The organism is Lacicoccus qingdaonensis, assembly GCF_900101075.1.
Taxonomy (GTDB): domain Bacteria; phylum Bacillota; class Bacilli; order Staphylococcales; family Salinicoccaceae; genus Lacicoccus; species Lacicoccus qingdaonensis.
In genome coordinates, this window is the sequence record NZ_FNFY01000036.1 from 1 (window position 1) to 20385 (window position 20385).

Below are 20385 nucleotides of genomic sequence, written 5' to 3' on the forward strand. Positions count from 1 at the left end.
TAGACTGACATAGTGAAATGAGACAGAGATAAAACACCTTCATTAGGCTATCTTCACTCCAAAATCAATTGGAGAGAGGTAGCCTAATTTTTCTTGTATTCTTTCCTCGTTATAATACTTCAAATATTGATTGACACGCGAAATCGTCTCCCCATTACTGAGTGAGTTGTATCTTGTGTATATGAATTCTTCAGATTTCAGATTGGAATGGAACGATTCAATGACCGCATTGTCCCAACAATTACCTCTCCTGGACATACTGCTGACCAGATTATTTTCCGTGACATATGCCTGGTAGGCATACGAGGTGTAGACACTGCCCTGATCAGAATGAATGATGACACCTTCAGGGTATGCACGACGCTTCAGTGCCTCTTTCAAGGTATCCAGCACCAATGGAGTCTGCTGATGATCATACAATTTGGCGGCGACGATTTCGTTGTTGTAAAGGTCCATGATCGTCGATAGATATTTCACAGTCCGTCCATATTGGATGTAAGTGATGTCTGTGACCCATTTCTGATTGGGTTCGGCAGACTGAAAATTACGCTTGAGCCGGTCCGGCGCAATAATGACCGTTTCACCTTGCGCTTTCCATTTCTTTTTCGGTTTCACCCGGCATTGTAGATGATGTTTCTGCATGATGGTCTGAACCGTGTTGCGATGCCGTTTAATCTGGTATGTCCGCTCCAATAACGCTTTCACTTTACGATGGCCATAGCGGTACTGCGTCGACTGACAGATCTCAATAATCGCCTGCTCAACATCTGTCAGTGAGGGTTCAGCCCCTTCTGACTGCCATCGATAATAGTTGGCACGCGGGATTTCCAATGCATTCAGAATCACTGTGATGGTGTACTTCGATTTCATACGTTCAACAAGTTTCAGGACTACTTCTTTTTCAACTCCTTTTTGATCGCCATATACTTTTTTAAAATGTCATTCTCCATTTTCAGATGTTCTAGCTGACGATTTTTCCGCTCATCTTCTGAACGGTCTTCCGGTCCATGTCCGTAGGTGTATTGTTTGCCGATTGGCTGGTCCAATCGATAGAGTTCCCCCTGTCGATACCACCTGACCCAAGTGGAAATCTGGGACTTGTTCTTGATGCCGTATTTCTCCATAATCTCTTGAGTCGTTAATTCACCCGCTATTTTTGCTTTCACTACCGCCCATTTCACATCACTTGAATATACGTTTTTGCCCATGCAAAAACACCTCCGATTGAGTACTTGATTTATTGTACCATCTCGAAGGTGTTTTATACTGTCTCAAATAGTTAGGTTAGTCTAAACGTAGTCGACTGCTGCACCGAGTTTTTCACCGAATAAAAGTTTCGTCGGCTCAAGATGCGAATCTGCATCCAGTCTGTTGCCGAGCTTTGCAGCCTGCCTGCCGATGAACATGATGACGACTGCAGAAAGTATGACTGCAGCATAGCTCATCGCTCCAAAGTTCGTAAAAAACTGTAAAATTTCCTGCCCGGTCGAGAACCCCGCACCAAGTACGACGCCGACGTAGGCAAATCCAATTTTGATTGCGCTCTTGTTATCAGAACTCAAAAAATAACCTCCGTATGTATTTTTGTTATAATATCCTTATAAAACGGACCGAACTAATTTTCATCCAAACACGTTCAAATGTGAAAAATGAAACACAAGTAACATTGTAAACATACTTGTACGCGTTTTGTCAAAGTTGCTTGTGAATTCTGACAAAATTAAAACGTTTACAATTTAGTAGCGGCAAGGGAAGGAGAATTTTTAATGAAAATAAATTCTAAACGGCTTTTGAACCACCTCGACGAGGTCAATATGATCACCGCTGATGGCGAGGGAATGACGCGGCCGGCGTTTTCCGGCTTCGAAGACGAGGCACACGAATGGTTCATCGAAAAATGTAAGGAATTGAATCTGAGAACACACCAGGATGCGTTCGGCAACAGTTTCGCGACCATCGGACCGGAGGATAAGAAGGGGATTCTTATCGGCTCCCATCTGGATACGGTCAATAACGGCGGCAGGTATGACGGGGCGCTCGGTGTCGTGACGGCGCTTGAAGTCGCATTGACGCTGCTGGATGAAAACGCGGCTCTGTCAAAACCGGTCACCGTCGTCGCCTTCAGGGCAGAAGAAATCGGTCTGGTCGGAAGCAGCGTGTTCACGGGTCTGATCGACAGAAGCGACGGGTTCGAAGACCGGCTGAAAGAGATGGGCAGGACAATCGACGCCGTCGATGATTCCATCGGCTACGAGGATTATACGGATTATGTCGAACTGCACATCGAGCAGGGCAAGAATCTGGAAACGAAGAACATCGACATCGGTGTCGTCAGCTCCATCGCCAGCCTGAACCGCATGGTTGTCACTGTGCACGGAGAAGCGGGTCACGCGGGAACGATCGGCATGGAAGAGCGGAATGACGCACTCATGCATACGGCGAAAATACTGACGGAATTCGAACGGATCGTGAAATCATATGGTCCCCCGAATGTCGGAACGGTCGGCCAGCTGGAAGTGTCCCCGGCATCATCCAATGTCATTCCTGGCGAGGTCAGGTTTACCATTGATTTAAGAGGAGACGATATGGATGACCAGCATGCCATCAGGGAAGAGTTCAGAAAATATGTCAGTGACAATCATACAGCCGATATTATCGAAAGTCCGGATAAGGAACCGGCGCATATGTCTGACAAAATCATGGACCACATCAAAGCTTCATGTGATGCATCAGACTTTTCTTATGAGGTCATGACGAGCGGCGCGAACCATGACGCAAACCCGCTGTCCCGACGCATGAACGCCGGCATGATCTTCATCCTGAGTAAGGATGGCGTGAGCCACAATCCGGCAGAGTTCTCTTCGGAAGAAGATATCGAAGCCGGCGCAGAAGTCATGCTCGGCACTGTGCAGCGTCTCCTGGATGAATGACAATCGGAGTTAAATAAAACCCATCTGAAATTCAATACTATATTTCAGATGGGTTTTCTGAGTCTTAATAAAAAATTTACAATCGGAAAATCCATTTTCAAAATATACGCAAAATGGACAGCCATGACCGATTTCTGGAACTTTACACAGAATCAATGAAAATATCCATTGTTTCAGACTGATAATGAGCGGACTGGCTGCCAGTCCGCTTTTTTACATATAATACGACAATCTTAAAGGTGAATTTCTAGGATTCACTTCATTGAAGAGGAGTTTCAAAAACAACCAAAAAGACTTATCAGTTTTGTATATAAATAGAACCGATAAGTCTTTTGTTTATTATCCAAAGAAATGGAGTATTAATTTTTGAAGTAACCTAGGAGTGGTTTTAAATGCACTTTCCTTATTCAGTCTTTCAGTCAATTTATGCGGATCTTTACCGAAAGGACCTATATTTACAAAAGGAGTGTTGAGTGCTTCCATATCTTTGAATGGAATGGTGTAAGTTTCTCCCCATACTGGTGTGTTTGATTCGTAAGTTTTCCAGCTTTCATTATCTCCCTGATAAGCAACATAGCTTAAATCAGAAATGCCATTAAAATAATTTATAACATCAACATCAATATTATTTCCATTAAGTTCGTTCTTGGCATAAGCGGTGATTTCCTGTATCAATTCATCTTCTGTGTTATTGACCGGAGGATAATACGGTGGAGCAAAATAATTTATAGCGATTGGAGCAAGCTCTCTGCATTCTTCCATTAAATCGTCAATAATCAAAGTACTGATTACTCTGTCATCGAGAAATTCATTGCTCATATACAAATCTTTGATCTCACGTACTCTAGCTTCACCCAGTTTTTCAACAGAGTAACTGAGGAGTTCAGTATAAGACATGGTATTGATTTTATAAGGTTTCTTTAGATTATTCGCCTGAGTTATTTTCTCATAGTCAGACTGAAGTTCATTCATGGACTCATTAACCAGTTGAGTATATTTTGTGAATATATCATCAGCCTGCTGTTTTAAAGTGAATACATTTGAAAGATTTGCAACATGATTGGTCGTTTGGGTGGAATAATCATTTTTCAAATCCATAGTTTTCAATGTAATCGGCAGCGGTGTTGTTTCTCCCATATCCGTTTCTTCAAAGAGGTCGGTAAATTCCATGTTCTTAGTTAAATAAGAACTCATATATAAAGCGTTCAAACCTTTTAACGGCTCACCTGCATGTGTTTCTACGCCGTAAAATAGTGTTGCAGGCATAATTTTCCCGATGGATCCGGTGTATATATAATATTTATCGTCATCGGGATGAAGACTGAAGCTCGGTTCGCTATTCATAATCAGACTGTAATTTAATTGATGTCTTTCCCGAACATCATTGAGATAACCAATCGAATGTCTCATGCCTGCTGAGTCCACTTCTTCGTCAGGAACTGTCAAAACGAGTATGTTTACCGGCCATTTTTCATGGGCGGCGACCTCAAGTATATGTAAATGGAGTGCCAACCCCATTTTCATATCCATTATACCCCGGCCGAATAAAAATGCTTCGGACTTAATGTCTTCCTGTATGCCCGTATTGAAATTTTGATTGTTGTTTTTATAGAAGGTTGTCAATTTATCGACATCAAAAGCGATAGATTCATTTTTTCCAAATTCCTCTGTGTGTACTGTGTCAAAATGACTGATCAAAACTACAGTATTTTTATTCGTTTCATTGATATAAGAAGCAGCAAGAGCGTTTCTGGATAAACCACTGTCTATCAGGTCCACATACGTGTTTTCACCCGTTATCTTTGACTCAATTTCATTTTTAAGTTTATATGGAAAGTCGATTTCCCCCTGTGTACCTGATCGACTGTCCCAACTTACCAGCAGTTTTATTAAATCCTCCAGTTGAGATTCAGTTTGCCAATGCATGTAAATCGCCCCTTATTTCTGACTTTTGTAGTATTTTAAAAATCTGCTTTCAACATTATTCAAGTGTATAATCATTTTATTCTTTGCCGCAATAAAGTTTCTCTTTTCAATCGCGTCCAGTATTTCATGATGTTCTTGCAATGCTTTTTCCGCACTTGAAGGCACAGTACTTGAAAGAAGTAAAAAAGCTCTGCTTAAATCATTGTTATATTTGTTCACAACATTTTGCAGTTCCTGATTGTCATTTAAATCTATAAATATTGAATGAAATTCTTTATCAAATTTCATAAACTCTGAGTAATTGTTTTGCATGATGGCATCTTGCTGATTGATAAGGTTTTCCTTTAATTGTTTCAATTTACTTTCGTTTATTTTAGGCAGCACTTTTTCCAGATTGTATACTTCCAGAACCGACCGGATTTCCATGTACTCTTCGGATTTATCTTTTGTAAATTCGGCAACAACCGCAGGTGCACCACTGCGTTGATAAATGAGACCTTCAGCAGCAAGTCTGGATAAAGTATCCCTGAAAGGGGTCCGGCTGATGCCCAATTGTTTGGCATATCTCTCTTCCGGCAGTGTGTCTCCTGCAGACAATTTGCCGGTGAGAATAGATTCTTTGATAATATCGTAGGCTTGATCGGACAATCTGATGGTTTTACTAACCTTTTTCATTTTTACACCTCCATTAAAACAGAATTGATGTTTGAAATTGAATGATCGTTAGAACTAATAAAACGGTATACAGTATACTTTGATTTTATGATAGCACTTTTATTTTAATAATTCTATTCAAATAGTGCTTATTTTGTCCAATTATATGTAAGATTAATAAGATTTATAAGGTAATAGTTATAATTATAAGAAAATTGTAAATATATATTGACTATAAATTCTCCATACTGTATCTTTTAGTATACAGTATACTTGTAAACGATTTCAAAAAGGGGGAAGTACATATGAAACATATTAAAGTTGGTATTTTTCTCATCTTCATCGTTGTGCTCTCAGCATGTGGAAACGGCGCGGATAGTGAAACAGAAGAGTCGGACAGCGGTTCAGGTGAAAGCATCACTTTACAATTGGGTCATGCGTTGTCACCCGGTACACCTGCTGCAGACCAAATTGACGCAGTTGCAGAGAGTGTTTCAGAACAAACAGATGGTCGTGTGGAATTCGATGTTTATCCGGACAGTCAATTAGGATCTGAGACAGAAATGCTTGAACAGATTCAAGTCGGATCGATGCAATCAGGCGCTATAATGGTAGGAAGCATGCAGACATTGGATATGAAGATGGCGATCGAAGATTTGCCTTATATGTGGAACGACATTGAAGATGCAAGAGCAGCATACAGTGGAGAATTTGGTGAAGAGTTAGCTTCCATTATGGAAGAGCAGGGGATGACCCAGATCGGTTATTTGGAGTGGGGCTTCAGACATGTGACGAACAATGAAGGGCCGATAGTTCAGCCTGAAGATCTTGAAGGAATGAACATACGTGTTGCAGAAACTGCATTACGTGTTGATGCATTTGAACAAGTGGGCGCTCTACCGACTGTAATGGCCTTCAGTGAAGTATATGGTGCACTGCAGCAGGGAGCATTGGATGCTCAGGAAAATCCGCTTGCAAATATTGTTGCACCGAGGTTTTATGAAGTGCAGGACTACTTGTCACTGACAGGTCATTTTTATAATACAGTTATGGTTGTGGTTGATACAGACACTTGGGACAGTATATCTGAAGAAGACCAGCAAGTGGTCATAGATGAATTTGAAGCAGCTTCTGAAGAAGTCCAATCAGCCAATGATGAGATGGAAACAGAATATCTTGCTGAATTAGAAGAAAATGGCATGGAAATTAATGACGATGTAGATACTGAAGCGTTCAGAGAGGCAATGTTACCAGTTTATGATGAATGGGAAGAAGATGTATTCGGCGAAGAATTGATGAATATATATCGTGAAGCATCAGGATGGGAAGATTAATTTCTTCCTTTTCTTTTTTCAGGGGGTAGGTTATATGAAGGTGAAAAAAGTCATCGTAGCAATCGTTACAGTTGCAGTTGTTATTATAATGACATTATTGACTTCAACCGTGTTGTTACAGGTTATTACAAGAGCGGTAGGTTATTCAATGCCCGGGACTGAAGAATTTTCGCGTCTGATGATCGTCTGGCTCACTTTTTTGGGAAGTAGTCTGGCTTTTCATGAAAAGATGCATTTGGCTGTTACTTTCTTTGTAAGAAGGTTCAAAGAAGAAAAAAGGAAATATCTGCAGGCGGCAGTCAACATACTAATAATAGCATTTTATATCATAGTTATATATTTCGGTTTCGCATTATCATACACTGCTATGGGATCCACTTCATCAACATTGCAGATTCCTATGGCTGCATTCTATTTATCAATACCAGTAAGCGGTTTGTTTGCGATTTACTTTATATTAACGAATATCTTTGAAAATCCGGTAGAAAATGAGGAGGGTGCAAACTTATGATCATACTGATATTGATATCCTTCTTCTTACTGTTGTTCATGGGTGTGCCCATTGCCTACATTCTGGGAATAGTTACAGTAGTAGCCTTATTCTCTACCGGTGTTTCAAATGAAATACTTGTACAAAGAATGTTTTCAGGTGTGGACAATTTTTCCTATCTGGCCATCCCATTATTCATCTTGGCCGGTAATATCATGGGGGAAGGCGGACTTACCACCAGACTGATGAGGTTTGCTAAAGCATTACTGGGCAAATTACCGGGTGGTACTGCTGTCACTACCGTTGTGACTACTGCATTATTTGGTGCAGTGTCAGGGTCTACTGTAGCGACTACATACGCAGTCGGTTCTGTCCTTGTACCTAAGCTTAAAGAGGAAAAATACAGTAATTCATTCATAGCGAGTGTCATCGGTCCGGCAGGGGTATTAGGATTGATTATTCCTCCGAGTATAACAATGGTTATATTGGGGATTACTGCCGATATTTCAATCGGAGATTTGTTTTTTGCAGGTATTATCCCGGGAATCATTTTAACAACGGTTCTATGTTTCTATGTCGCTTTCATCGCAAAAAGAGAAGGTTTTGGTGAGGTCAATCAAGAGCATATAAGTGGCAAAGAATTGTTCACAACTGCCAGACAGGCAATATTACCTTTACTGGCACCTATTTTCATCCTTGGCAGTATATTTACAGGATTTGCAACAGCCACTGAAGCTGCTGTAATAGCAGTCGCCTATGGATTTGTCCTTGCCATGTTCTACAGGGAATTGACGATTAAAAAGTTTGCTTTAATCATGCAGACCTCAGCGGTGACATCTGCCACAATACTCATAATAATATCATTGGCCAGCGGGTTCACTTATATTTTAACAGCGAACAGAATTCCAGTGGAAATATCAAACTTCTTCCTTGAATATGCTAACTCACCACTGATGTTTTTACTGATTGTATCTCTGATACTTCTAATTCTGGGTACTTTAACAGAGGTGACATCATTGATTGTTCTTTTAAGTCCAATCTTTATGCCGATTTCTCAACAATTTGGAATCGACCCTATACACTTCGGTATGGTGATGATCATGAACTTTGCTCTTGCCAATATCACACCGCCGGTTGGTCTGTCATTAATCGCCGGGTGCAGTATTACAGATAGAAAAATGGGGATAGAAGACACCTTGCCTTATATCCTCCATGTATTTGCAATCATAGGTCTCATGGTATTGCTGATTATATTCTTCCCGGCAATATCGACGTTCCTCCCAAATTTACTAGGAGAGTAGGATAGAATTTATGATCTATAGAACAGATGAAAAAATGGATGTGAAAAATTTACACTGCGGTGAAGGTATCATTGGTATAGAAAAATGTGAAACAGCTTCTCATGACGTACTCAAAGCGGTTGTTAAAGTTAAAGTGCCGGTTGGTGGAAGTATTGGTTATCATCAACATAATGATGACTATGAAGGTTATTATATTTTAAATGGAAAAGGGACATTTCAAGAGAAAGATGGTCATTTTAAAGTGTATGCCGGTGATTTTTGCCTGATACAAAAAGGAGAATCACACGGCATAGTAAACGACGGGTCAGAAGATCTGATCATTTTTGCTGTAGTTCTGAAATAAAATTATAGTTACTCATAAAAGGCAGACTGTATGGTCTGTCTTTTCTATTGCTCCGATTTTACATTAATCAGAAAACTCAGTATAATGAAACCTTATCCTGTAAAAGAAGGAGCTAAAATTTTGAACAGAGAAGCTTGGAAAATTGCGTTTGCCTATACCGGCGTCGTGGTGGGGGCAGGGTTCTCCACGGGACAGGAAATACTCCAGTTCTTTACAAACCACGGGCTGTACAGTTATCTGGGCATATTGATATGAGGACTGATGGTGTTATTCATCGGAAGACAGGCAACGAAGTTCGGTTACCGCATTCAGGCGGAATCACATAAAGCACCAATATTTACGATGTTCGGCAGAGTGTCGGGCACAGTCATCGATTACTTATTCGTCTTTTTTCTATATGGTATCGCGGTCAACATGTTTGCCGGTGCAGGGTCTGCATTCAATGAAAGTTTCGGCGTACCGTTCTGGCTCGGCACATTGATCATGGTGATTTTAATCGTCGTGACACTGATGCTCGACTTCGATAAGATCGTCTCGGCACTCGGTGTGGTGACGCCGTTTCTGATAGCGGTTGTCATCATCATTGCGGTCGTCAACATATTCAATCCGCAGGTTCCGATCGACACGGTCAATGAATTTGCACAGCCGGACTGTACACCGAGCGGACTGTGGTTCGTGGACGGGGCGATGTATGCCGGCTTCACACTGGCAACGGCATTCAGTTTCCTGTCCATCATGGGCGCGAATGCATCCGACCATAACACGGCCGCCCGAGGCGGACTGCTCGGCGGGGTCATTATTACGGTGCTCATGCTGATGATCAACGCAGGGTTAATATCCAATATGGATATCGTGAACGAACTCGCACTGCCGACACTCGTTCTTGCACAGAATATCCATCCGGCGCTTCAGCTGGCCCTCGCAATCGTCATGCTGCTCGTCATATACAACACTGGCGTCGGTGTCATGTATCCGTTCCTGAAACGGTACAGCGAACCGTACACGAAAAAGTATTACACGATACTGATCGTCGCCGCAGTCATCGGCTACTTCCTGAGCTTCGTCGGATTCGTCGAACTCGTCGGCATCGTCTACCCGGCGTTCGGCATACTTGGGCTCCTGATCGGGCTCGGCCTCGCCATCCGCTGGTTTATGAACAGACGATCGAAGAAGAAATTAATATAGTAAAAAAAACTAAGGACAGAACCTGTTGATAGGTTCTGTCCTTTTTAAAGAATATTTTATCTTTTCATCTCAATTTTTAGATTGCAAAAGTGTGCGCAACTCACTTATAGGCATCTTTTCTATGCCCCAAATCTATGATTGATATTAATATTTCTTCATCTTTAATCATTGCGATGATTCTATAATCCCCAACTCTATAACGCCATAATCCTTTGTAGTTGCCTGATAAGGCTTTTCCCTGTTGTCTTGGGTCATCGGTTTCAGCTAAGTTTTTATTTATCCATGATATGAGTAAAGCACTTATATTTCTGTCCATCTTCTTTAATTTTTTTAGTGCTTTTTTCTCAATCTTCAATTTATACTTCATCTGATATACCTAATTCAGCCTTCGCTTCTTCCCATGATACAAACTCAGTATCATCGTCTTCCATGACTTTAACAGCTTTTTTATACATTTCCCGGTCGATTTCATCATCAATCTTTTCTGAGATTATATCTCTGATATAAACGGACATGTTTGTGTTTTTTGCTTCGACAATACCACGTAAAATTTCTTCTTCGCCCTTTTCCAATCGTATTGTAATACTCATTGTAGCACCTCCAATACTTTGTAAGACGATTGTAGCACAAAATCTATATTTTATCAATTATGACGAACATTTCAATAATCTTTCCACTTATCCAGCCATTCTGCCATACGGTTCAAGGCATACTGATACTCATAACCGTACCATTCTTCCTCTAAATCCAATTGTGCCAACTGGAATTTGAAATTACGGAATGGCTTTCTTATGTTGAGAGCCTCCAGCAGAATCGCTCCTGACTCAGCGTTTTGTTCTTCAGAGAAAAGCACTCGTATATCATATGCTTCCGAGCTTGTAATTTCAGGGATTATAATAAAATTCTCTGCTTCATCGCTTTCCCAGTCTATTTCCGGTTCACCTGTCAAAGCTTCCGGTGCATCCAGTAGAATCTCTCCGGTTTTAATATTCAAAACGTTCCTCGTTTCCATACTGTTAAAAAGAAATGCGTCCGCCAGTTCCTCGATCAATTTCATTAACCTCACTCCCAGAAATGAATTGTGCCATTTGCTAATCACCCGATATTAATTCACCTCTATGATAATTGATAAGTGAAAATTACACAATATGATTTTGAGCTGTTTACTAAAATGCCCGAAGGAGTTCTGTTATATGAACCTGACCGATAAGATCGAACCTCACCTGACTTCTGAAGACACTGTCGTCCGCCAGTTTGCACTGGAGGCCGTCAGCACATATCCTTCCACAAAACGGGAATGGCCGGTGCGTCTGATGAATAAAGTCCTGGAACACCCGGAAGAAACGATCAACTATTCGTCCGCTTTAATGAATATGACTCTTACCAGTGAAATCATCCCTTTATTAGTTGAAGGGATAGAAGAAGGGGATGATTTGAATAAACTTCTGCTTAAGCGTCTGGCTGCCAGGTTGCCGCTTGAAGTAAAGATAGAGAACCGTGAAGCACTTCAAAATGTCTTCTCCATGGAGGAATGGTCATTCTTAACCGAATTGGATGAAGCAAAAGAGGAAAAACTCGAACTATGGCTTGTAAATCATCAATTGAGACTGGAGTTGAGTGAATAGTTCGATCAACAATTGTTTGACCGGGCCAAAACGATTGCTTCCATGCAGGCAGAGGAGGACTGGGTTGATACTGAAGAATTAAGAAACATTATCGAAGAACAGAATAAACAACCATATATCAATTTTGAAGGTATCATTGCTATCTATAAAATTGGCCTGATCAAAGAAGAAAGTCTGATTGAAGACATTGCGCCGATGTTGATGAGTGAAGATGATCTTCTACTGGAAGAGCTGAAAAATACACTTGCTGCATTCCAGTCGGACCGGGTTGTGGATGTGGTTGAGCCGCTCGTCACCGGATCTTTTCCCATATTCCAAATCGATGTTATCGCAGGTACACATACACAATCTGCCGTCGCAGCATTGAAACGACTGTATCAGACAGTGGATGGTCTGGATCTTAAATCAGTGATTGTAAAAGGGTTGGCTGAACAGCTGTCAGCAGAAGGACGTCCTGAAATCGAAGATTTTATGACTTATGATAACTACGATGGAATCTTTGATATGGAGGAACTTGCCTACGGCTATTTCAAAGTCATGGGTTATGACCATCCAGAACTTGAAAACTGGAGAGAAAAAACACTCACAAGAATTGAGGATGCCGGAGATCCATCAGATATACTTTCCCATATGGAATCAATAATGCCAACGCCGAAAAAGCCGGTTGTATCCGAAAAACTCGGACGCAATGAACCATGCCCATGCGGCAGTGGAAAGAAATATAAGAAATGCCACGGAAAATAAAATGCTTGCCGGCATTGATGTGCCGGAAAGCCCCGTTAAAATCCTTATGACGCATCCCACGTGTCGGGATGACGCATTAGACGTCTTGTGATGCATCCCACGTGTCGGGATGATGCATTAAACGTCTTGTGACGCATCCCACGTGTCGGGATGACGCATTAAACGTCTTGCGATGCATCCCACGTGTCGAGATGACCCATTAAACGTTTCGTGACTCATCCTAGTCCTCGGGACGAGCCATTAAAAATATATCTGATCATTATAATAAAAAAACTGACCCCATCTACAGAAGTAGGTGGGGTCAGTTTTATCTATATATAGGGTTGGAGATATTAGTGAATGAAGTTATGGTTTGCTGCTTCTGAAGCGGACAGTGTTCTGAATGATTTGCCACCCAGTCCGTTGCTCCAGTTCATTTCTGAGATCATGATGGATCCGTCACCGTTAACCTGCTCAACAACACCAACGTGTCCCATGCCCCAAGCGCCGTTTGACCATGCGTTGGATTGGATGATTGCGCCTTGTGAAGGTGTGTTGTTTACAGATAAACCTTGTGCTCTTGCATTGCCGGCCCAGCTTGAGGCGTTGCCCCAGCTTCCGCTGACAGGTTTGCCTAGCTGCTGACGGCGTTCGAACGCGTACCAAGTACATTCACCGTAAGGGTACCAGTTCGTACCGTATGATGCCGGTGCCGCAGGTGCCTGTGCTTCAGGTTCTTCCTCGACAACAGGCTCTTCTTCTACAACTTCCTCTACAACCGGTTCAGGTGTCGGTTCCGGCTCTGGAGCAGGCTCAGATTCAACTTCTTCAACTACAGCCTCTTCCTCGACAGTTTCCTCCTGTACCGGCTCAGAAACTTCCTCAACGACTTCTTCCTCTACAACCTCAGGCTCTTCAACTTCAGCCGGACGGTTGTCTACAAGATCAAGTACTTTACCAGGGTAAATTAAAACCGAATCCATTTCGTTGTATTCCATGATGTTGTTGTAGCTGACACCAGCTCTGTTGGCAATGCTCGCAAGCGTGTCGCCGCTTTGAACTGTGTAAGTGTCGCCGGAGATGTTTTCCGGTTCAGGTTCTTCCTCAACAACTTCCTCTTCAACTGTTTCTTCTTCTACAGTCTCTTCCTCAGCCGGTGCTTCTTCAACGACTTCCTCTTCAACTGCTTCTTCTTCTACAGTCTCTTCCTCAGCCGGTGCTTCTTCGACAACTTCCTCTTCAGCTGTTTCTTCCTCTACAGTTTCTTCCTCAGCCGGTGCTTCTTCGACGACTTCTTCTTCAACTTCTTCTTCTACAGTCTCTTCCTCAGCCGGCGCTTCCTCAACGACTTCCTCTTCAACTGTTTCTTCTTCTACAGTCTCTTCCTCAGCCGGCGCTTCCTCAACGACTTCCTCTTCAACTGTTTCTTCTTCTACAGTTTCTTCTTCAGCCGGCGCTTCTACAACGACTTCTTCTTCAACTGCTTCTTCTTCTACAACCTCTTCTTCAACAGTTTCAGCTTCAACTTCAAGCTCTTCGGTTTCAGCTTCTACCGGTTCTTCAACCGGCTCTTCTTCTACGACTTCCTCTTCAACCTCAACCACTTCTTCCACTTCTGGTTCAGGCGCTTCTTCGACGACTTCCTCTTCCTCGACAACTTCAACTTCTTCAACAGCTTCTGCTTCGCCGTTAAGCTGAAGTACCTGTCCAGGGAAGATCAGGAAATCTGACAGTCCGTTTGCCGCCATCAGCGCACGGTATGAAGTTCCATGTTCACCGGCGATGCTGTAAAGTGTGTCTCCCGGTTGTACTGTATATGTATCTGCGTCCGTCTGAACGACTTCAACTTCCTCTTCAACAACTTCAGTTTCTTCCTCGACTTCAACCGGTTCAGTCTCTTCAACGACTTCTTCTTCAACTGCACCTTTTATGTTCAATGTCTGATTGACAAGGATCAGATCGCTCGATAAGTTGTTCCATTCTTTCAACTGTTCAACGGAAACGTTATTACGGTTGCCGATGCCCCAAAGCGTATCTCCAGCTTTGACCGTATATGTAGATGGGGACGCAGTATTGATCTTTTGACCGACTGTTATCGTGTCTGAGTTCAAATTATTATAATTTTTAAGCTGATTGACAGTCAGGTTATTTTCCTGGGCGATTTTCCAAAGTGAATCTCCGCCTATGACCGAATATGTACCTTCACCAGTGTCTGCGGACGCATTATCTGTTAAGCCGTATGTAGAAATTGCTGCAGTTGCTGTGAGTGCCGTAATGACCTTTTTCATAATAATAAAATCCTCCCAATGATTTAATATTAATTATTTTGACCAATTGTCTGAATTATTTACAACTTTCTTCAACAGCTCCTATACTAACAGAAAATATGCTGAAAGTTTCATTTGTAACATAATTGTAATGTAACTAAAATATATGTAAAAAAAGCCCTTCTTTTTACACGAAATATTACAAAAATCAGTATATACAACTGCGAAGTTCCTTGAGAAATAAAACCGATCTGACACGGAATTTACCCGATATTAATATTGGGAATATCTTCTCAAGCTGAAGTGGTTTTTGTCTGGAAGGATAACGGGTATAATTGATGGTAGGAAGAAATTTCGAGGAGGTTGAAATGATGACCCAGAAAATGATTACGATATATAACGTCGGCGGCGATTCGACGGAAATCGTCCAGCCGGAAGCAGTGGAGCATCTGATCGGAATCTTCAGCAAGCCGATCGATGAAGCGAACTTCATACACGTCCCTCTGGAACACGGCAGAACATTGCTGCTCAACCCGAATCTGATTACGTCGATATCCATTCAGGAAATCGAGAACAGACAAAATTAAGTGAGAGTGATTCAAGTGGTAAATAAGATTGTACTCAACAACAAGGAAATTGAACTGAACGACTACCAGGAGAAACCGATCTACGCCGAGGGCGAGAAATCAGGTGCAGAGGATGTCGAAGAAATCACGGTGAAGTTTGATGTGACGAAGGATGTCTACAGCGAAACGGCCGGCATCTTATATGAAGGCGTGCTGGATGTGGAAGTACCTGAGAAGAACCTCGCATTCAAAGGGGAGATCATCAACTTCTACAGCGGCATCATCAATCTGTACGAAGCAGAAGATAATATGACGGCGGATGAGTATACAGTGACTTTGAAAAATATTGGCAGATAGAGGGAATGTTATGAAACTGAGCATATTGGACCAGGCACCGGTGTCAAAAGGTTCGAACGCCCGCGGGGCGCTTGCCGATGCGGTGAAGCTTGCGCAGGCAGGGGAAAAATTCGGTTACGAGCGGTTCTGGCTCGCCGAGCACCATTCGATGCTGGCTTTCGCCTCCAGTACACCGGAAATTACACTCGCAGCCATCGGCAGTGAAACGTCAAAAATCAGAATCGGTTCCGGAGCAACATTGATTCCATATTACAGTCCGTATAAAGTGGCGGAAAATTACCATACGCTTGCGACATTGTTCCCGGAGAGGGTGGATCTCGGAGTCGGCCGCGCACCGGGAGGCCCGGCGGAAGCGACCGAAGCTCTGAATAAGGAATATCTTAAAAATGTATATGCGAATCAGGAACGTGTGAGCGAACTGATGGGCTACATCCATCATGACAACCATGCGGAAAAGATCAAGATGAGCCCGCTTGCGGATCCACCGCCTGAAGTATGGATGCTCGGAACGAGTGTGAAAAGTGCAAAGCTTGCAGGTGAACTCGGCATGAACTACTGTTTCGGCTATTTCATGTCGAATGCGGGTGATATGAAGGAAGTCATCGATACTTACAGGAACAGTTTCAAGCCGGCAGTTGAAGGTCAGACACCCCAGGTGATGATCACCGTAACGGCTTTTGTCGCAGAAACAAAAGAAAAGGCAAAAGATGTGGCGATGAGCACTCTCATCTGGGGCATCGAAAAAGAACGGTCATTCGGCCAGAGTGATACGGATGACGGCATACCGAGCATTAAAGATGCAAAAAACTTCGAACTGACGGAAGAAGAGCAGGAAAATGTGGACAGGAGATTAAAATCAATGTTCGTCGGCACGGGCGAAGAAGTTGCCGGCAGGTTAAAACAACTTGCAGAAGCGTATAGTATAGAAGAAATCATGATTTCCACGAACACCTATTCAATAGAAGACAAGTTAAAATCCTTCGAACTGTTGAAAGAAGCGATGGAATGAAAAAACAAGCGCCCGCCAAAAGGCGGGCGCTTAAATTATGCCTGAGCAATCTTCTTTTCAATCTTCCTGATGGCCTCTTCACGCGATATCGTCTTCTCACCATTCAGCCGCTGTGCTTCAGCAACCATCAGCTTCTCTTTAAAGTCGGCAACAGCCTCATCTTTTTTATCTATAGCCTTACCCCTCATCTCCGTTATAATTAAACACGGTCGCGATGAACATTTTCCCGATATTGATCATCGACATTGAAGTTCGGGTGGTGGTGCGGATAGACGTCTTCTTTGTTTTCCATCGTACCACCGACGATGAAGAAGCAGCCGGGACGTTCAAGCAGATAATAGCCGAAGTCTTCCATGCTGGTCTGCGGCGTAATGTCGATGACGTTCTTCTCACCCATGACTTCTTTTTGCAGCCTTGTAATACGGGCAGTCTCGTCTTTATCGTTGACGACGACCGGGTAGCCTCTCGTATAGTCCACTTCGGCAGTCATATCGTAGGCTTTCGCAATGTGCTCCGTCATCGTCTTGATCTTCTCTTCCGCATTATCACGTGTGTCATCATCCAGTGTCCTGACAGTTCCTTTGATCTCGACCTTATCCGGAATGACATTGAAGTTCGGTTCGCCCGTATTGAATGTCGTGACAGATACAACTCCTGACCTGAGCGGGTCGGTATCCCGGCTGACGATCGTCTGGAAGCTCTGGACGAGATTTGTTGCGACCGTCAGCGGGTCCTTGTTGTGCTGCGGCATGCCGGCGTGTCCGCCTTTACCCTGTACCGTAATTTCAAAAGTGTCACCGCTCGCCATGAATGCACCCGGCAGTGCACCCACTTTGCCGAACGGCATCGTCGAGATGACATGGGCACCGAATACGCCGTCGACGCCGTCAAGCGCACCGTCCTCGATCATGAACTTCGCACCGCCCGGAATGACTTCCTCTGCGAACTGATGCAGGAAGACAATTTTGCCTGGTACCTCGTCCTTATTGGCAAATAAAACCTTGGCAACGTGGAGGAGCGTCGAAGTGTGGATATCGTGACCGCACGCATGCATCACGCCGTCGATCTTCGACTTGTACTCGACATCTTTCGCATCATGGATCGGCAGTGCGTCAAAATCCGCACGGAGTGCGACGGTTCTGCCGGGTTTGCCGCCTTCGAGGGTGGCAATAACACCGCGTCCGCCGACTTTCGTTCTGACGTCTTCTACGCCGAGGTCCTTATAGAACTGTGCAATTTTTTCAGGTGTCTTTTCCTCGTGGTGGGATAACTCAGGATACATGTGCATATCGCGTCTGAAATCGACCATATTGTCGAATTCCTGTTCAAGTGCCTTGAATAATTTCTCCATATGAATCGAGCCTCCTGGTTATTATATGATGATATCGTCAGTCACCATCATTTTATCAGAAAAACGTGTTGAAGATAAAAATATCATACTGACTGCATAATGATGAACAATCTGAAATCTCCGATATCTCTATACCCATAAGTGATCACGGTTATTCCAGTCCCTGCTGGGACCGAAATAATATGTAGCATAAATATTCAGATTGTGTTAAATTCATTTCGTTACATATTTTTAACAGTGATGGAGGGTATGAATGTGAGCAGCTACAAATCAAAACACAACAAAGAGGAAACATCATTCGTCAAAAAGAGTTATGACAATGTATGGAAGGAATCGAGACGTACAAAGTCACTGCTCAAGTTTTTCAGTTCAAAGGATATGAAAAAAGCGGTGGAGAACAAAGAGGATGACGATAGCTCGGGTTATCCGCCGTACAATAGATTGCAGATGACCGGTCTGATTTTAGGTCCGTTATTATTCATCTTGACTTTGTTATTTTTAGAGACAGACGGTCTGGATGCCAATGGTATTTTCGTAGTGGCATCAGCCTTGTGGATCGCTACATGGTGGATGACCGAAGCCATTCCGATTCCTGCAACGTCGCTCATGCCGTTGTTTCTGTTTCCGATGGGCGGTGTCATGGACAGTGACCAGGTATCCAGCAGCTATGGCGCAGATATTATCTTTTTGTTCCTCGGCGGTTTCCTGCTGGCGGTGGCGATGGAAAAGTGGAATCTGCATACGCGTGTCGCTTTGACGATCATCCGTGCAATCGGTACCACTTCGGCGACGATTATGCTCGGTTTCATGATTGCAACGGCGTTGCTATCGATGTTCGTTTCGAATACGGCAGCGGTGATGATCATGATACCGATTGGTCTCGCGATCATCAAAGAGGCCCATTCACTGTCGACAGAGGATATGGGCGGTGACGTCACGAAGTTTGAAAAACAGCTAGTTCTTGGAATCGGTTACGCGGGGACGATCGGCGGTCTCGGTACTCTGATCGGTACGCCGCCGCTCATCATCCTTGCTGGCCAGATGAATGAAATTTTCGGCTATGATATGAGTTTTGCACAGTATATGCTGATCGGTGTACCGACAGTCATCATCATGCTGGGCATTGCGTGGTACTTCATGACGTTTGTGGCATTCAAGCACAATCTGAAAGAACTGCCGGGCGGCAGCAAAATCATCAATCAGGAATTTGAGGCACTCGGCAAGACGACGAAAGAGGAAAAATGGGTGCTTGCCATATTCCTCTTTGCAGCATCGATGTGGATCCTGCGCGGGTTCGTCTTTGAACATGTCGCATTTTTGGAGCTGATGACGGACGGTTCGATTGCGATGCTTGCAGCCGTGCTGCTTTTTCTCATTCCGACGAAAAGACAGCAGGGTCGCATTCTTGACTGGTCTGTGGCGAGAGACTTGCCGTGGGGTGTACTGCTGCTCTTTGGCGGAGGTCTGGCACTCGCTGCGGCGATTGTTGAGACCGGTGTCGACCAGTGGCTCGGTGAACTGCTTGCGAACATCGAAGGCACGCATATCATTGTGATGATCGGAATCGTTTCACTGATGATCCTCTTCCTGACGGAGTTTACATCAAATACGGCGACAGCGACAATGATCCTGCCGGTACTGGCTGGTCTTGCGATGGCAGTGGAAGTGCACCCGCTCGCGCTCATGCTTCCGGCCGCAATGGCAGCGAATTGTGCGTTCATGCTGCCTGTCGGCACACCGCCGAACGCCATTGTCTTCGGTACGGGTAAGGTATCCATCCAGGAGATGGCGAAAGCCGGTTTCGGGTTGAACCTCATTGCCCTGTTATTGATTGTAGTAATTACGTATTTACTGATGCCGATTGTGTACGGCATCGACCTGAATGAATTTCCTTTTTAATAAGTGAAGTTATAAGTCAGTGCTAATTTGTAAAATATCACTGACTTTTTATAATTAAAGAAAAGGCGCGAATTTCAAGCTTAAGTTAGCCACTAGGGTATGACCCTAATCCAGAGTTTGTGAAAGCCCTCTGATGTCTTATGGCTGGGCTCTTCCTCCCCCGAGGGGGAGGAGAAAAATTTACACTAGGCGCTATGTGCCGGTTGTGTATGTTGCATTGCCTGGACAAAACGCTCATGCGGTGTCCGGTATCCCAGGATTTTACGGGGATAGTCATTCATCCATCGTTGAATGCGCTGTATCTGTCGGTCACTGATTGATGAAATCGACTGGCCTTTCGGGATGAACCGGCGAATGAGCTTATGCTGGTTCTCGCTGGTCCCGCGTTCATATGAAGCGAACGGCCGGGCAAAGTAGACGTCTGT

At 43.6% G+C, this 20385-nt stretch carries 24 protein-coding genes; 13 read left to right on the plus strand and 11 right to left on the minus strand.

Annotation, left to right across the window (positions count from 1 at the left end; genetic code table 11):
* Positions 1 to 42 precede the first annotated feature (42 nt).
* Together BLR15_RS12565 and BLR15_RS12570 are read right to left on the minus strand one after the other, a co-directional pair.
* Positions 43 to 1208, minus strand: a protein-coding gene (locus BLR15_RS12565) for an IS3 family transposase (protein ID WP_092988043.1) whose coding sequence is annotated in 2 segments (ribosomal slippage) — positions 43 to 932 and positions 932 to 1208 — 1167 coding nt in all. Because the reading frame shifts where the segments join, the coding sequence is not laid out codon by codon here.
* An 81-nt stretch (positions 1209 to 1289) separates the two neighbouring features.
* Entirely contained in the window at positions 1290 to 1562 is a 273-nt protein-coding gene (locus BLR15_RS12570) for a hypothetical protein (RefSeq protein ID WP_176754161.1), read from the minus strand.
* A gap of 204 nt (positions 1563 to 1766) precedes the next feature.
* Here BLR15_RS12570 and BLR15_RS12575 point away from each other — a divergent pair, with 204 nt between their 5' ends.
* A complete protein-coding gene (locus tag BLR15_RS12575; protein ID WP_092988045.1) occupies positions 1767 to 2930 on the plus strand; it encodes a Zn-dependent hydrolase in 1164 nt (387 codons plus the stop codon).
* Between the two features lie 339 nt (positions 2931 to 3269).
* On the opposite strand, the gene BLR15_RS12580 is transcribed toward BLR15_RS12575, so the two are convergent.
* A complete protein-coding gene (locus tag BLR15_RS12580; protein ID WP_092988047.1) occupies positions 3270 to 4856 on the minus strand; it encodes a M20/M25/M40 family metallo-hydrolase in 1587 nt (528 codons plus the stop codon).
* A 12-nt stretch (positions 4857 to 4868) separates the two neighbouring features.
* Positions 4869 to 5531: a GntR family transcriptional regulator gene (locus BLR15_RS12585; RefSeq protein ID WP_092988049.1), complete on the minus strand. Its 663-nt coding sequence runs from the start codon at positions 5529 to 5531 to the stop codon at positions 4869 to 4871.
* A gap of 284 nt (positions 5532 to 5815) precedes the next feature.
* On the opposite strand from BLR15_RS12585, the gene BLR15_RS12590 reads away from it, so the two are divergent.
* From BLR15_RS12590 to BLR15_RS12610, 6 genes are all read left to right on the plus strand, one after another.
* A complete protein-coding gene (locus BLR15_RS12590; RefSeq protein ID WP_092988051.1) occupies positions 5816 to 6844 on the plus strand; it encodes a DctP family TRAP transporter solute-binding subunit in 1029 nt (342 codons plus the stop codon).
* Between the two features lie 34 nt (positions 6845 to 6878).
* Complete coding sequence (locus BLR15_RS12595) at positions 6879 to 7355, plus strand: TRAP transporter small permease (protein ID WP_092988053.1); 477 nt, start codon at positions 6879 to 6881, stop codon at positions 7353 to 7355.
* Positions 7352 to 8635, plus strand: a complete 1284-nt coding sequence (locus BLR15_RS12600; protein WP_092988055.1) for a TRAP transporter large permease — start codon at positions 7352 to 7354, stop codon at positions 8633 to 8635. The genes BLR15_RS12595 and BLR15_RS12600 overlap by 4 nt, the downstream gene beginning before the upstream one ends.
* Positions 8636 to 8645: 10 nt before the next feature.
* Complete coding sequence (locus BLR15_RS12605; protein ID WP_092988057.1) at positions 8646 to 8978, plus strand: cupin domain-containing protein; 333 nt, start codon at positions 8646 to 8648, stop codon at positions 8976 to 8978.
* 120 nt (positions 8979 to 9098) lie between these two features.
* Positions 9099 to 9233 (plus strand): hypothetical protein, encoded by a 135-nt coding sequence (locus tag BLR15_RS14420; RefSeq protein ID WP_281182404.1) that lies wholly within the window; start codon positions 9099 to 9101, stop codon positions 9231 to 9233.
* A gap of 9 nt (positions 9234 to 9242) precedes the next feature.
* A complete protein-coding gene (locus tag BLR15_RS12610; protein WP_245696799.1) occupies positions 9243 to 10163 on the plus strand; it encodes a YkvI family membrane protein in 921 nt (306 codons plus the stop codon).
* Between the two features lie 100 nt (positions 10164 to 10263).
* Here the strand turns inward: BLR15_RS12610 and BLR15_RS12615 are convergent, their stop codons facing one another.
* The 3 genes from BLR15_RS12615 to BLR15_RS12625 form a co-directional block, all read right to left on the minus strand.
* Positions 10264 to 10530, minus strand: a complete 267-nt coding sequence (locus BLR15_RS12615) for a type II toxin-antitoxin system RelE family toxin (RefSeq protein WP_092988059.1) — start codon at positions 10528 to 10530, stop codon at positions 10264 to 10266.
* Positions 10520 to 10753: a type II toxin-antitoxin system RelB family antitoxin gene (gene relB, locus BLR15_RS12620; RefSeq protein ID WP_092988061.1), complete on the minus strand. Its 234-nt coding sequence runs from the start codon at positions 10751 to 10753 to the stop codon at positions 10520 to 10522. Before relB ends, BLR15_RS12615 begins: the two co-directional genes overlap by 11 nt.
* Before the next feature lie 71 nt (positions 10754 to 10824).
* Positions 10825 to 11220: a UPF0158 family protein gene (locus tag BLR15_RS12625; RefSeq protein ID WP_092988063.1), complete on the minus strand. Its 396-nt coding sequence runs from the start codon at positions 11218 to 11220 to the stop codon at positions 10825 to 10827.
* A 136-nt stretch (positions 11221 to 11356) separates the two neighbouring features.
* On the opposite strand from BLR15_RS12625, the gene BLR15_RS12630 reads away from it, so the two are divergent.
* A complete protein-coding gene (locus tag BLR15_RS12630) occupies positions 11357 to 11788 on the plus strand; it encodes a hypothetical protein (protein ID WP_092988065.1) in 432 nt (143 codons plus the stop codon).
* A gap of 12 nt (positions 11789 to 11800) precedes the next feature.
* On the plus strand, positions 11801 to 12532 hold the full coding sequence (locus BLR15_RS14175; protein WP_218118672.1) for an SEC-C metal-binding domain-containing protein: 732 nt from the start codon (positions 11801 to 11803) through the stop codon (positions 12530 to 12532).
* A 332-nt stretch (positions 12533 to 12864) separates the two neighbouring features.
* On the opposite strand, the gene BLR15_RS14330 is transcribed toward BLR15_RS14175, so the two are convergent.
* Positions 12865 to 14799, minus strand: a complete 1935-nt coding sequence (locus BLR15_RS14330; protein ID WP_245696801.1) for a LysM peptidoglycan-binding domain-containing protein — start codon at positions 14797 to 14799, stop codon at positions 12865 to 12867.
* Between the two features lie 350 nt (positions 14800 to 15149).
* Here BLR15_RS14330 and BLR15_RS12655 point away from each other — a divergent pair, with 350 nt between their 5' ends.
* From BLR15_RS12655 to BLR15_RS12665, 3 genes are read left to right on the plus strand one after another with little or no spacing between them, the layout of a single operon-like run.
* Entirely contained in the window at positions 15150 to 15365 is a 216-nt protein-coding gene (locus BLR15_RS12655; RefSeq protein ID WP_092988067.1) for a hypothetical protein, read from the plus strand.
* A 15-nt stretch (positions 15366 to 15380) separates the two neighbouring features.
* Positions 15381 to 15701, plus strand: coding sequence for a DUF3219 family protein (locus tag BLR15_RS12660; RefSeq protein WP_092988069.1), 321 nt, complete (start codon positions 15381 to 15383; stop codon positions 15699 to 15701).
* A gap of 10 nt (positions 15702 to 15711) precedes the next feature.
* Positions 15712 to 16710, plus strand: coding sequence for an LLM class flavin-dependent oxidoreductase (locus BLR15_RS12665; protein WP_092988071.1), 999 nt, complete (start codon positions 15712 to 15714; stop codon positions 16708 to 16710).
* A gap of 35 nt (positions 16711 to 16745) precedes the next feature.
* Here BLR15_RS12665 and BLR15_RS14120 read toward each other — a convergent pair whose 3' ends face one another.
* Both BLR15_RS14120 and BLR15_RS12670 read right to left on the minus strand, forming a co-directional pair.
* Positions 16746 to 16898, minus strand: coding sequence for a hypothetical protein (locus BLR15_RS14120; RefSeq protein ID WP_176754162.1), 153 nt, complete (start codon positions 16896 to 16898; stop codon positions 16746 to 16748).
* An 11-nt stretch (positions 16899 to 16909) separates the two neighbouring features.
* Entirely contained in the window at positions 16910 to 18061 is a 1152-nt protein-coding gene (locus BLR15_RS12670) for a M20 metallopeptidase family protein (protein WP_245696802.1), read from the minus strand.
* A gap of 378 nt (positions 18062 to 18439) precedes the next feature.
* Between BLR15_RS12670 and BLR15_RS12675 the strand changes: the two genes are divergently transcribed.
* Positions 18440 to 19960: an SLC13 family permease gene (locus BLR15_RS12675; RefSeq protein ID WP_092988075.1), complete on the plus strand. Its 1521-nt coding sequence runs from the start codon at positions 18440 to 18442 to the stop codon at positions 19958 to 19960.
* A 185-nt stretch (positions 19961 to 20145) separates the two neighbouring features.
* On the opposite strand, the gene BLR15_RS12680 is transcribed toward BLR15_RS12675, so the two are convergent.
* On the minus strand, positions 20146 to 20385 hold a 240-nt coding region (locus BLR15_RS12680; protein ID WP_143003993.1), incomplete at its 5' end, for an IS30 family transposase.

Bases quoted from the DNA above. Each gene is read 5' to 3' on its own strand.
- BLR15_RS12665 (WP_092988071.1), top strand. From the start codon at position 15,712: ATGAAACTGAGCATATTGGACCAGGCACCGGTGTCAAAAGGTTCGAAC.
- BLR15_RS12580 (WP_092988047.1), bottom strand. From the start codon at position 4,856: ATGCATTGGCAAACTGAATCTCAACTGGAGGATTTAATAAAACTGCTG.
- BLR15_RS14120 (WP_176754162.1), bottom strand. From the start codon at position 16,898: ATGAGGGGTAAGGCTATAGATAAAAAAGATGAGGCTGTTGCCGACTTT.
- BLR15_RS12625 (WP_092988063.1), bottom strand. From the start codon at position 11,220: ATGAAATTGATCGAGGAACTGGCGGACGCATTTCTTTTTAACAGTATG.
- relB (WP_092988061.1), bottom strand. From the start codon at position 10,753: ATGAGTATTACAATACGATTGGAAAAGGGCGAAGAAGAAATTTTACGT.
- BLR15_RS12675 (WP_092988075.1), top strand. From the start codon at position 18,440: ATGAAAAAAGCGGTGGAGAACAAAGAGGATGACGATAGCTCGGGTTAT.
- BLR15_RS12600 (WP_092988055.1), top strand. From the start codon at position 7,352: ATGATCATACTGATATTGATATCCTTCTTCTTACTGTTGTTCATGGGT.
- BLR15_RS12575 (WP_092988045.1), top strand. From the start codon at position 1,767: ATGAAAATAAATTCTAAACGGCTTTTGAACCACCTCGACGAGGTCAAT.
- BLR15_RS14330 (WP_245696801.1), bottom strand. From the start codon at position 14,799: ATGAAAAAGGTCATTACGGCACTCACAGCAACTGCAGCAATTTCTACA.
- BLR15_RS12615 (WP_092988059.1), bottom strand. From the start codon at position 10,530: ATGAAGTATAAATTGAAGATTGAGAAAAAAGCACTAAAAAAATTAAAG.
- BLR15_RS12595 (WP_092988053.1), top strand. From the start codon at position 6,879: ATGAAGGTGAAAAAAGTCATCGTAGCAATCGTTACAGTTGCAGTTGTT.
- BLR15_RS12670 (WP_245696802.1), bottom strand. From the start codon at position 18,061: ATGGAGAAATTATTCAAGGCACTTGAACAGGAATTCGACAATATGGTC.
- BLR15_RS12630 (WP_092988065.1), top strand. From the start codon at position 11,357: ATGAACCTGACCGATAAGATCGAACCTCACCTGACTTCTGAAGACACT.
- BLR15_RS12590 (WP_092988051.1), top strand. From the start codon at position 5,816: ATGAAACATATTAAAGTTGGTATTTTTCTCATCTTCATCGTTGTGCTC.
- BLR15_RS12605 (WP_092988057.1), top strand. From the start codon at position 8,646: ATGATCTATAGAACAGATGAAAAAATGGATGTGAAAAATTTACACTGC.
- BLR15_RS12655 (WP_092988067.1), top strand. From the start codon at position 15,150: ATGACCCAGAAAATGATTACGATATATAACGTCGGCGGCGATTCGACG.
- BLR15_RS12585 (WP_092988049.1), bottom strand. From the start codon at position 5,531: ATGAAAAAGGTTAGTAAAACCATCAGATTGTCCGATCAAGCCTACGAT.